The sequence below is a fragment of the Streptococcus cuniculi genome, from assembly GCF_004570575.1.
GTDB lineage: Bacteria > Bacillota > Bacilli > Lactobacillales > Streptococcaceae > Streptococcus > Streptococcus cuniculi_A.
In genome coordinates this window covers 1-12,781 of the sequence record NZ_SPPD01000003.1, presented here as the reverse complement: position 1 = coordinate 12,781, position 12,781 = coordinate 1, and the positions used below count along the sequence as shown (strand labels likewise).

Below are 12,781 nucleotides of genomic sequence, written 5' to 3'. Positions count from 1 at the left end.
CTGCGCCAAAACTCCTATTTTTGCTTTGCTCGCTTCAACAGTCTAGAAAGACTGTTGAAGGTTGGAGATAAAACGAGTGAAACTCGTGTCAAACAGTCTGGGAATAGACTGTTGAAGGTTGGAAATAGAACGAGTAGCACTCGTGTCAGACAGTCTGGGAATAGACTGTTGAAGGTTGGAAATAGAACGAGTAGCACTCGTGTCAAACAGTCTAGAAAGACTGTTGAAGGTTGGAGATAAAACGAGTGAAACTCGTGTCAAACGCCTTCGTATCTTAATTTTACAAAAACTTTACAGAAAGGAGGGAAAAGATTTGATAGTTAACCTGTAAAATAGGGGTATAAATATTAAGGAGTTGATGATTATATGTCAAATCGTTTTACAAAAATTGCAGCTATTGGTTTTGCTTGTCTAGGTCTTTTAGCGGCCTGCGGTCAGAAAGAAGCGAATACAGCAGATCAGCCGATTACTGTTGTGTCTCGTGAGGAAGGTTCAGGAACTCGTGGAGCCTTTATCGAGCTATTTGGTATCGAAACCAAGGATGCAGAAGGCAAGAAAGTAGACAATACTACTACGCAGGCTATTGTGACCAACTCAACTGCGGTTATGTTGACGACAGTTGCTGATGATAGCAGTGCTATCGGTTATGCCTCTCTAGGTGCCTTGGACGGAACTACTAAAACAGTCGAAATCGACGGGGTAGCACCAAGTGTGGAAACCATTCGTTCCGGTCAGTATAAGATTGCCCGTCCCTTCAATATTGTGACCAAGGATTCAGTTAGTGAAGCGGCACAAGATTTCATTGATTTCATTCTCAGTACAGACGGACAGGCTATTGTTGAAAATACAGGCTATATTCCTGTGAAGGCAAGTGCAGCCTACCAGTCCAAGACGAATACTGGTAAGGTTGTGGTGGCGGGTTCAAGTTCTGTGAATCCTGTTATGGAGAAACTAAAAGAAGCCTATCAGACAGCCAATGCTGGGGTGACCGTAGAAATTCAGCAAAGCGATTCGTCAACAGGGGTGACGAGTGCGATTGAAGGCAGTGCTGATATTGGAATGGTTTCACGTGACTTGAAGGATTCAGAAACTTCAAAAGGAGTATCTGCAACAGCTATTGCAATGGATGGAATTGCCCTGATTGTCCATAAAGACAATCCCCTGTCTGGTCTAACCATTCAGGAAGTACAGGACATTTATACTGGTAAAGAGGGGCAGTGGTCAGCCTATATTTCAAACTAAGGGGAGTTTCATGCGCCAATTCAGAGAAGCCGGAATGCAAGCAGTCTTTTTGATGACTGCCTGCCTTTCCGTTTTATCCGTTGTTTTTATTTGTATCTTTCTCTTTTCAGCAGGGGTGCCTGCTATTCAGGAAATTGGTTGGAAAAACTTTCTGCTCGGCTTGGAGTGGAGACCTTCCAATCAGATATTTGGTATCTTACCAATGATTGTCGGTTCCATTTATGTGACCTTTGGCGCCTTGCTTATCGGTGTTCCAATAGGTATCTTAACCTCTCTCTACCTTGCCTTTTTCTGCAAGAAAAAATGGTATCCCTTCTTTAAAAAAGCTGTCAGCCTCATGGCAGGGATTCCGTCTGTCGTGTATGGTTTCTTTGGTCTGGTAGTTCTGGTACCTTTTGTCCGGAACTACATCGGCGGTCATGGAATGGGGGTTCTAACAGCCTCTATCTTGCTTGGTATTATGATTTTACCCACGATTATTAGTGTATCAGAAGCGGCCTTGCGGGCTGTTCCAGAAACCTATTATCAAGGGGGACTGGCCTTGGGAGCTTCTCATGAGCGTAGTATTTTCTTTGTCGTTTTGCCAGCAGCAAGACTGGGGATTTTGGCGAGTGTTATTTTAGGATTGGGACGAGCGATGGGGGAGACCATGGCGGTCATCATGGTAGCCGGTAATCAGCCTTTGATTCCCACTTCATTGACTTCTGGTGTGCGAACACTTACCACCAATATTGTCATGGAGATGGGCTACTCAACAGACCTGCACCGTGAGGCTCTAATCGGAACGGCCGTCGTTCTCTTTATCTTCATCCTACTCATCAATACGACCTTCTACATGATGTATAAAAAGGAGTAGCCGTTGTGTCAGTTATAAAAAAAGAATCCAATCGCGATCACCTATCATTCTTCTTGAGGTGGAGCGTCTATCTATCAGCAGGCTTGGCTGGACTAGCGACTAGTTTCATCGTCTTTTATATCCTATTGAAAGGGACCCCCTATCTAAATGCGGACTTATTTTCATGGACCTACTCCAGTACCAATGTTTCCATGTTACCTGCCTTGTTCAATACTGTCTTAATGGCGGTCTTGTCTTTAGTTATTGCCCTTCCGATTGGGATAGGTGCCTCTATTTACCTGACGGAATATGCCAGTCCAGACAATCCGTTGGTAACCGTTGTACGTCTGGCAACCGAAACCTTATCAGGGATTCCGTCTATTGTGTACGGCTTGTTTGGCGCCTTGTTCTTTGTCAAATTTCTTCATATGGGGCTATCGTTAATGGCAGGGGCGGCGACGCTTAGTATCATGATTTTACCCCTAATCATGCGGACGACAGAAGAGGCTCTCTTATCGGTTGAATCTGGCTATCGTGAGGGGAGTTTTGCCCTCGGTGCTGGAAAATTACGCACCATTTTTCGAGTGGTACTCCCGTCCGCCTTGCCTGGAATTTTTTCTGGCGTTGTCCTTGCCTTGGGGCGCGTGATTGGAGAATCCGCTGCTCTCATCTTCACAGCAGGGACTGTAGCAGAAGTGGCAAGTAGCTTGACAAGTTCTGGTAGAACCTTGGCGGTGCACATGTATTTGATTTCAGGAGAGGGGATTTATGTCAATCAGACCTATGCAACGGCGGTTATTCTCCTGCTTCTGGTTATTGTCATGAATCTTTTATCCGAATGGATTGCATTAAAATTAGGAAGAAATTAACATGAGTAAATTTAGCATTCAGAATTTGAATCTGCACTATGGAGATTTTCACGCCTTGAAACAGATCAATCTGGAAATTCCCAGCAATCAGATTACGGCCTTTATCGGTCCTTCTGGTTGTGGAAAGTCCACTCTTTTAAAAAGTTTGAATCGGATGAATGATCTGGTCAAGGATTGTCGGATAGACGGTAAGGTTCTTTTGGATCAGAAAGACATTTACAATGAGATAAAGACGACGGTTCTTCGGAAAAGGGTGGGAATGGTCTTTCAAAAGCCCAATCCCTTTCCGATGAGCATTTATGATAATGTTGCCTACGGACCGCGTACGCATGGGATTCACAAAAAGTTGGAGCTGGACAAAATAGTGGAGCGCTCTCTCAAGCAAGCGGCAATTTGGGATGAGGTCAAGGATCGTCTGAACAAGTCGGCGCTTGGCCTATCGGGAGGGCAGCAGCAACGCCTCTGCATTGCGAGAGCCTTGGCGATTGAGCCAGAAGTGTTGCTGATGGATGAGCCAACCTCTGCTTTGGATCCGATTTCGACCTCCAAGATTGAGGAATTGGTCTTGGAATTGAAAAAGAACTACACGATTATCATGGTGACCCACAATATGCAACAAGCCTTGCGGGTATCCGATCAGACTGCCTTTTTCTTACTGGGAGAAGTGGTGGAATATGATAAGACCAGTCAACTCTTTAGCATGCCTAAAGATTCGCGTACGGAAGACTACATTACAGGGAGGTTTGGTTAATGCGTACACGTTTTGAAAGTCAGTTAGAAGCCTTGCAGAAAGATATGATGTATATGGGAGGCTTGTGTGAGGAGATGATTGCCCGTTCTGCTGAGGGACTAACAGACCTAGGAAGTTTGGATGAGGAAGCAATCCAGCAAACCTACCAGCAGATAGAGGAGTTGGAGCGAGACATTGAGGCTCGCTGTCTCAAATTGCTCCTGCGTCAACAGCCAGTTGCCCGTGATTTACGAACCGTTTCCTCAGCTTTAAAAATGGTTTATGACATGAAGAGAATTGGCGCCCAGTCATCAGAAGTGGTAGACTTGATTAGTCACAATACGATTCATCTAGTAGATGAGATTCCCTTGGTGAAGAAAATGGCAGAGCAGGTCAGCCAGATGGTGGTTGGAAGTTTGGATGCTTTTGTCAAAGAAAGTGATACCCTAGCCCAGGAAATCATCGCAAAAGATGATACAGTTGACCAATATTTTGGTACAATAAAAGAGAAGCTGGCCACTTATTTAGGAAGTCCCTCCGCTAATGGAGATCAGGCCATTGACCTGCTGATGATTGCCAAGTATTTGGAGCGGATTGGAGATCATGCGGTGAATATCGCGAAATGGGTTCAGTTTTCAATCACAGGTCAATTAGAAGGGTGAAATGAATGATCTACTGTGTAGAAGATGATGATGCCATTCGAGAACTAATGCTTTATAGCCTTAAAACCGCTGGTTTTGAGGCTAAAGGTTTTTCAGAGGCAAGCAGTTTTTGGAAAGCCTTGAAAGAGACAGAACCGGAGCTGATTATCCTAGATGTGATGATGCCCGGTCAGGACGGTGTATCGATACTGGAAGAATTACAAAAACACGCTTCCACCCGTCAGATACCTGTCATGATGGCAACGGCTAAAGGAACAGAATTTGATAAGGTGCAGAGTCTGGATCTAGGAGCTGATGACTACTTGGTCAAGCCTTTTGGAATGATGGAAATGATTTCTCGAATCAAGGCGGTCCTCCGTCGTGTCAAAAAAACGGAACAGGAAGAACAGTTGCAATACGGGGTCATTGAGCTGGATTTGGCACGACATCGGGTAGTCGTGGAAGAAAAGAAATTAGAGTTGACCTTGAAAGAGTTTGAACTACTAAAACTACTTATTCGGGCACCCCAACGAGTGTTTACCAGACAGGAATTGCTGGACAAGGTTTGGGGACAGGATTTTCTCGGAGAAACTCGGACAGTCGATGTCCACATTGGCACTCTACGACAAAAACTAGGTTCAGTAGCCAGCTATATTAAAACGATCAGAGGGGTAGGCTATCTCTTGGAGGTCGATAATGACTAAGAAAATCTTTCGTGCTATTTTTCTCTCAACAATGGGGATTTTGCTTGGTTCTGTTCTTCTTATCTTGGGCTATCTCTTTCACTATTTTTCTGATTTGCAGCTAGAGCAATTGAGTATCCAGACAAGTTTGATGGCTCAGGCGGTAGAGCAGGAGGGCTTTCATTACTTGGAACAGGTTGATAGCAGGGGGCTTCGAATCACCTGGATTGCACCTGACGGGGAGGTTCTCTATGATTCGGAGAGTGCAGTAGGGCAGTTAGGCAACCATGCCGACCGTGAGGAAGTAAGGGAGGCGAAGAAAACAGGAAGTGGTCAAAGTATTCGACATTCGGATACGGTGACCCAACGCTTGCTCTACTCGGCTCAACGCTTGGCAGATGGCACAGTACTTCGCTTGTCCTTGTCCCAACAAACGATCTGGGTCCTATTAGGGCAGCTGACTCCTTGGATGGGCTTGCTTTTTATTTTATCCAGCTTGGGTTCCCTGTTTATTGCCAAGAGAATTTCGCGAAAGTTATTGGAGCCACTTGAAAAATTGGATCTGGAAAAACCGTTTGAAAATGATGTGTATGTCGAACTTTCCCCCTTGTTGAGACGCTTGGAGCTACACCAGACACAACTAGCTGAAAAAGAAAGCCTCCTCCAGCAAAAAAGGGAAGAATTTGACACCATTATTTCGAAAATGAAAGAGGGCATGGTGATTGTGGATAAAGGGGGCTACTTGGTTTCTTACAATAGCGCAGCGGGGCAACTCTTGGAGTTAGAGAAATCGAGCATCGGCCACCTCATTCCAGCTTTTTCCCGCCATATAGGACTAAAAGAAATCTTGGAAGCTGGCTTGGCCGATCAAAAAGCCGAGAGAATTTTTGAAGTTGGAGACAGACAAAGCAAGGTGCTCATTCGTCCTATTTGGGCAGAAGCAGGGCAGACAGGTGCCGTCATTCTCTTTTTTGACGTGACAGAGCAGCACTATTTAGACAAGATCCGCAGAGAATTTACAGCAACTGTCTCTCATGAATTGCGGACCCCTCTCCATATTTTGTTTGGCTATTCTGAAATGCTTCAATCGGGGCTAACCTCTCCAGACAGTGTGCAAATATTTTCTACGAAAATCTATCAAGAGAGCAAGCGGATGATTCAGTTAATAGAGGATATATTGCAATTAGCCCAGCTGGATGAGGGAGGAAGAATTCACAAAGAAGTAGTAAATATCACGAGTCTTGTCGAGCAAGTAGTGACGGGTTTAAATGAAAAGGTCAAGCAGAAAGGGATTTCTCTAACCTTGAAGGCAGACACAGTTTACTATAAAGGAAATCCAACCCTTCTCCAATCTATTGTTTATAATCTCTGTGATAATGCGATCAAATATAACAAAGAAAATGGTCTGGTCAGCGTCGAACTGTCGGACAATCAAGACACGGTGGTCTTTCGAGTAGTCGACACAGGTTTGGGAATTGCTGAAGCAGATAAGGAACGGATTTTTGAACGATTTTATCGAGCTGACAAGAGTCGCTCGAAGCAGGTGGGCGGAACAGGCCTAGGCCTATCTATTGTCAAGTATGCCTTACAGGTTCATGGCGCAAGCATAGAGGTAGATAGCCTATTAGATCAAGGCACGACCATGACGGTGACCTTTCCTGTTTAACCCCATTCATTTCGCAACGGTTTCATAATCAAAACACTACAGAAAAGATGTCACTCCTAAACAATGGGACGATCTGGAGTACGGTCAAAATGGTTAAGAATTGTTTAAATTTTTTTCTAATTTTTTGGGTTTTTATTGACACGTCAAACGCATGAATATGAAATAGTTTCAGAAATTATATGTAAGCGAACTAATCAAAGCCATTCTCTTTTCCATGTGGTATCCTATTGGTAGGAGGCAATCATTATGTATGAGTTTATTCTTTTAGTTGATGAGTATAGTTGTGAGTTAGATCACCGTCAACAGTCCAAGGTTCGTCATCCTTTATCACTTGTCTTGCTTCTTGTTTTTATCTGTGAGCTAGCAGGTATAGAGCATTGGAACGAAATGTCCGATTTTCTAGTTTACAATCAATCGCTTTTGGAAACCTATCACCCCTTAGAGCATGGGATTCCTTCTCATGATACATTAGAACGTGTGATAAGCATGGTGAGTGAAGGTGTCATTGAGGAATTACGGCTTTGCTTTACAGAGCACGTTCTTCTTAATTTTTCAGATAACTATCAACGAATCCTCTCTATTGACGGAAAAACAGTGAGGGGAAATACAAGTGCTAAGCAACAACCCTTCATATTGTGGCAGGTTTTGAAGGGCGTACAGGTATTAGTCTAGGGCAAGCACGTGTCTTGGAAAAGTCTAATGAGATCGTATAGCCATTCCCTGGTTACTTAGAAAACTAGATATCCGAAAAGCTATCGTCACTATTGATGCAATGGGAACCCAGAAGACTATTGCAGAGCAGATTATTACTAGCGGTGGTCATTACTGCTTATCAGTTAAGAGGAATCAGCCCACTTTGTATGAAGATATTACCGAGTATGTTCATGCTAAAGGGTTCTTGGAGAAGCTAGGTCAGAAGCAAGAGTATTATTATCAAACGCTCGAACAGACTCGAGGCCAGATAGAGACACGGGAATACTGGGAATGTCCTTCTGCCAAAACCAAGTGGCTCTCTGAACGCCATCCGGACTGGAAGCAGTTGCGTTCCATAGGGATTAGTCGTAATCGGATTGATCGAAATGGAGAGGTTCATGAGGAGATGCGGTACTATATTCTCAGTTTCCAGCCTAGTGGAGCAGAGTTGGCCTCTTTTGTTCGAGGGCATTGGTCTGTAGAAAGTATGCATTGGTTGTTAGATGTGGTTTATCGGGAAGATAGTAATACAACGTTGGATCAGCGGGCGGCTTCTCATTTAAATGCTTTGCGTAAAGTTAGTCTCTTAGCACTCAAACATCTGAAGTTTGGCAGAGGCAGCATGAGTTATCGTCGCAAATGTATGTATGTCAGTTATCATTTAGAAGAGATCCTTCAGCAATTAGGTTTTACAGACAGGAGACAAGAATAAGGAAAGATGGAAGATAGCAACTATTGCTTTAAAAAAATTGCTTGATAAACAAATACAGAGGAAGAAAATTTTCATGCGTACGACGTGTTTTTATTGTATTTTGAGATTGACAAGCACCACAGATATGCTATAATAAGATGGAATACTTAAATAATATAGATAGGAGATTTTTAAATATGAATCAACGTCAAATTTTTTCGATTCGAAAAATGAAAACAGCAATAGCTTCAGTTTTGTTAGGGATTAGCTTAGTTGGAGTTGGTTCCACTGTTGTATCACCTTTGGTCTTAGCAGAGGATTCCACAGCGACTACATCGGCCGAGATTACTCCAGAACCAGTAGTAGCTTCATCTGATGCCGGTGCATCAGCCACAGCGATTACACAGCCCGAAGTTACTCCAGAACCAGTAGTAGCTTCATCTGATGCCGGTGCATCAGCCACAGCGATTATACAGCCTGAAGTTACTCCAGAACCAGTAGTAGCTTCATCTGATGCCAGTACACCAGCCGCGACGATTACACGTAATCTTGCAAATGCCGCTAGAAGTGCTGTTGTGACAAAAAACTTTGCGAGCGAAGATGACAAACTAGGCCTACCAGATGGCTGGGGAAATAGTGATTGGCATATTCGTACCTATCGAAAGGTATTCTTGGGTTGGTCAGAAGATCCATCCGCAACTACGCAAACCTATGGAGAAGGCACGCCGGTAAAAGATACTTCTCCGGGTGTGACACTTTATCCTGTCTTTGTTCAACAGATGGACGTTATGGACTTGGCAGCTAACATCACTGAAGATAAAGCTCACCTCTATATCAATAAGTCTGAAAGCCCTGAGGATACTGTACCAAATGCTGAGCTCGTAGAGAGTGATAATTTTGGTGAGGCTGCAAGTGGTGACAAGGTAGCTGTTTACTACAATGGGGCTGAAGATAGATATGATGTTGTCCTTAATTCTACTTTTAGCTGGGATGATAAACGCATTCCTGTCATTGTGGCACGCAATCCGTTAGGCGTTTTAAAAGTAGCAAATCAAAATGCAGACTTTTCTGGAGATAGAAATAAAGTAGGGAATGCTTACACTTTCCAAGATTTACGTGTTGTGTTAGGGGATGGCTTAACTACTAACCCGATTATGAAAAACCTAACATTCACGAGTGCACTTTACGAAGTGGTAGGTGTCTTAGATGCTCAGTATAATCCATTAACAATGATTAGTTTGGACAAACCGAATGCAGATAGTTTAACAACGACATTCTCTTTTGAAAATCCTAACCAACTCAATACCTTTATCATTCGGACTGTCCTTCGAAACAAAGGGGCAGATACTGATCCATCTCGGAATTTTACCTATAATCAAATCGTCGGAGATATGACGCTAAATAGTAGTATTGGTAATGTTTGGATTGACAAAGACAATGCACAGAAAGTTACTGATGGGACTCGTGATACAAGTCTCCGAATCACGGGAGAAATTGGAGGGCAAATTGCGTTTAATACCTCTGCGCTTGGTCCACTTGGTTTTTTAGCAGAATTTATATATCCTGGTGGTGTTGCTAAAGTGAATACGATGAATAGTCGTAATAATCTTGTACTTGATTTTGTTGAGAAGCCGGCTCCAAATCCGGAGCCACAACCAAATCCGGAGCCACAACCAAATCCGGAGCCACAACCAAATCCAGAACCAAAACCAAATCCGGAACCCAAACCAGAACCAGAACCAAAACCAAATCCGGAGCCACAACCAAATCCAGAACCAAAACCAGATCCAGAGCCACAACCAAATCCAGAACCAAAACCAAATCCGGAACCCAAACCAGAACCGAAACCAAATCCAAATTCGGCTCCAACCCTAGAACAGAAAAAAGTACTGCCAAAAACAGGCGATACTTCAAATGGGGCAATCGCTCTTTTAGGTACTGGTATGCTTGCGATAGTGGCTACAGTGTTTTTCAAGAGAAAATCGTCAAAACATAAAGGGTTATAAGTGTGAATAGATGAAAATAGTGAAAAAATATCTTTCTCTTTTTGTTGCTATGTTATTCTTTTGGTTTGGCGGAAGTTCCGTAGCATATGCAGAAACAGTGGTTTCCACAGAGTCAGAACTACGTTTTGCCCTAGCAAATGGAGAATCTGTCATCAAACTATCTAATGATCTCACTCTTACAAATCAGATTGTAATTGAACAGAAAGAAGTAACATTTGGAAGTGCAGATGGAACACCTAAAAAGCTCACGAGTGGATCAGGAATCAGAAACCTCTTTTATATTAGTAAAAATGCCACTGTTTCTGTTAATAATCTTATTTTTGATGGAAATAATCAAGGGCGAATCTTTATGGCGGAAGATGGATCCGAGCTGATATTAGAAGATGTTATCATTAAAAATGGAACAACTCAGTTATTTGAACCTCAAATGGTAGGTGAGATTAATAGACAGCGTTACCAAGGTGGTGGAATCTATGCTACCAACTCCTCTGTTAAAGCAATAAACACCCAATTTATTAATAATACGACAAAAATAGATACCCCAATTGATAATCAGACAGGGTCACCTCACGGTGGCGCCATCTATATCACAGAGCATTCAGATTTGGTAATCAAAGGGGGAAGCTTTAAGCATAATCTGTCTGGAAAGAGAACGACAAATAGTGGTGCCCATGGTGAGGGTGGTGCAATCAAATCAGAGGACTCAACTGTAACGATTGAGCCTGCATCAGATGGAACTAGAACTCAGTTTTTAAATAATAATACGTACACTGTTAGCGCTGGAGGTGGTTTCCAAGGAGGGGCAATTGAAGTGACAAATTCAACCCTCACCATCAAACAAGCAGACTTTATCTTTGATGGAGCAGATACAGCCTTTCCTTACCGAGGTGGTTTCTCCACAGGTGGTTTCATCAAGTTTGAGGGTAGTACGGGAACTGTTGAGAACGCTACGTTTAAGTTTAATCAGTTAGTAGATGGATTTGGAATTTCGGGCGGTGCAATCGCCTCCGAGAATAGTCAACTGGTGATTCGTGACTCTCAATTTGATGCCTCGACTGGAGGTACTGCCAAGGTAATAGAAGCAGGTGGATTTATTGCCATTTATGGTAGTGGAAGTTTCAAACTCTTGGATTCTACGATGACGGGAACAGGCTCATCTTGGAACGGTCCACGTCTTGCTAGTTATGGTGGCGCGATTGCTTTTTATAATAATGCTCAGACTCCAGATGCTATTATTAGTAATACTGTCATTCGGAATGTTGCAGCGGACCATCTCGGTGGTGCGATCGCCATTTCTACTCCAACACTAGAAGGGATTCAAGCAGGGAATTATCATGCGAAGGACACTGCCCGAGTTCACTTAACAGTAAGTAATTCAACAATTGATAATACAAGATCTTATTGGTGGAATGGTCAAGGGAGAGGTGGTGCGATTTATGTCGGTCCAAGTTCGGATGAAACTGCTAAAAATGTCCTCCTTGTAAAAGGTACTAATTTGACCAATGGCTTTGCGAATTATGGAGGTTCCATCTACAATGATGGCGGAGCGGTTACTATCACGGATCAATCGACGATTAGCTCCGGTAACCTGGCTGCTTTTAATCTTGGAGGCTATGTCTATAATAATGGTTATCTAAAATTAGATAAGGTAGATATGAGCACACAAACAGCAGTTGGACCTGCTACGTGGGCAGGTAATCCCCATACGACGAAAAATGCAGAATTACCTGGTACAGGAGTCTATGCTAACAAGGATGTCATTGTTACGCCAGAAGCTAAGTTAGGTAATAATGATATTCGAGTGTTAGATAATCAGTCCGCCGTTCGTCTGACAGGTCCACTTTCTCGTCAACTAAATATTAGTATCAGCGAGAAGGCACAGCCAGATGCGAACTATGAAAATAGTGAAGAGCAAGAACGACATATTGGCTATGTCGTTGCTTCTGGGATTGATGGATATGCTCCAACAGTCGAAGATGCTAAGTGGACACACTATCGGACAAAGTACGATGCCAATGACCAGAATGGGATGTATTCACAGGCTGTATCAGAGTTTTCTGATCATGTCTTACCAGCCAAGTGGGACTATGTGTTAAATCCAGATACAAATACGATTGTCCTAGGGCAACGGGGGATTTTGGTATACCACACCAATCATAAAGATGCAACCATTTCATCAGGGCTTCCAGATGAAATGACTGAAGGTCAGCAAATTAAGCAACTTTATACTTTTTATGAATCAAATCCAGCTATCAAAGCAAGTCCTGAAGAGTTGACTTCTGTCAAAGAGAAACCAACGTTAACAAATTATGAGTTTAAAGATTGGTACTTGCCTCCTGCTAAGGAACTTCCGATTTATAGTGATAACCCAAGTGATCGCTATCAGAATTTTAGAGAGGTAACATTTACTACGAGAGCAGGCGTTACCAGAAATGTTACAACAATTCTTAATCCGGATATTGATAATACACTTCATGTATTTGCTGCTTATGAATCAAGTATTGATGTTGAAGGAGTTAAGACCTGGGTCGATAATGACAACCAAGACGGTAAGCGCCCGGAGAAACTAGTTGTGAAACTTCTTAAAACTGTGGGAGATCAAACGACGCAAGTTGCGACTAAAGAAGTCTCAGCGAAAGATGAGTGGAAGTACAGCTTCACCAATCTTCCACAATTTGAGAATGGTCAAGCTATTACCTATAGGGTTGATGAAGAGTTGCCAGCA

Annotated in this window: 9 protein-coding genes and 1 pseudogene; all 10 read left to right on the top strand. The window is 43.0% G+C overall.

The genetic code is table 11. The annotated features are described in order from the left end of the window. Positions 1-366: 366 nt before the first annotated feature. Entirely contained in the window at positions 367-1,242 is an 876-nt protein-coding gene (locus E4T82_RS02825) for a substrate-binding domain-containing protein (protein ID WP_135181390.1), read from the top strand. A 10-nt stretch (positions 1,243-1,252) separates the two neighbouring features. After that, entirely contained in the window at positions 1,253-2,098 is an 846-nt protein-coding gene (pstC, locus tag E4T82_RS02820) for a phosphate ABC transporter permease subunit PstC (protein ID WP_135181389.1), read from the top strand. A 5-nt stretch (positions 2,099-2,103) separates the two neighbouring features. Continuing rightward, entirely contained in the window at positions 2,104-2,946 is an 843-nt protein-coding gene (gene pstA, locus E4T82_RS02815) for a phosphate ABC transporter permease PstA (RefSeq protein WP_135181388.1), read from the top strand. 1 nt (position 2,947) lies between these two features. Beyond that, positions 2,948-3,697, top strand: a complete 750-nt coding sequence (pstB, locus tag E4T82_RS02810; RefSeq protein ID WP_135181387.1) for a phosphate ABC transporter ATP-binding protein PstB — start codon at positions 2,948-2,950, stop codon at positions 3,695-3,697. Then, on the top strand, positions 3,697-4,338 hold the full coding sequence (phoU, locus tag E4T82_RS02805; RefSeq protein WP_135181386.1) for a phosphate signaling complex protein PhoU: 642 nt from the start codon (positions 3,697-3,699) through the stop codon (positions 4,336-4,338). Before pstB ends, phoU begins: the two co-directional genes overlap by 1 nt. Positions 4,339-4,343: 5 nt before the next feature. Next, positions 4,344-5,021: a winged helix-turn-helix domain-containing protein gene (locus tag E4T82_RS02800; RefSeq protein ID WP_135181385.1), complete on the top strand. Its 678-nt coding sequence runs from the start codon at positions 4,344-4,346 to the stop codon at positions 5,019-5,021. Beyond that, entirely contained in the window at positions 5,014-6,666 is a 1,653-nt protein-coding gene (locus E4T82_RS02795; RefSeq protein WP_135181384.1) for a sensor histidine kinase, read from the top strand. The genes E4T82_RS02800 and E4T82_RS02795 overlap by 8 nt, the downstream gene beginning before the upstream one ends. 246 nt (positions 6,667-6,912) lie before the next feature. Next, positions 6,913-8,071: pseudogene (locus tag E4T82_RS02790) on the top strand (ISAs1 family transposase). Between the two features lie 209 nt (positions 8,072-8,280). Beyond that, positions 8,281-10,056, top strand: a complete 1,776-nt coding sequence (locus tag E4T82_RS02785; protein ID WP_167753547.1) for an LPXTG cell wall anchor domain-containing protein — start codon at positions 8,281-8,283, stop codon at positions 10,054-10,056. A gap of 10 nt (positions 10,057-10,066) precedes the next feature. Continuing rightward, positions 10,067-12,781 (top strand): Cna B-type domain-containing protein (locus E4T82_RS02780; protein ID WP_135181382.1); only part of this gene is annotated, 2,715 nt, incomplete at its 3' end.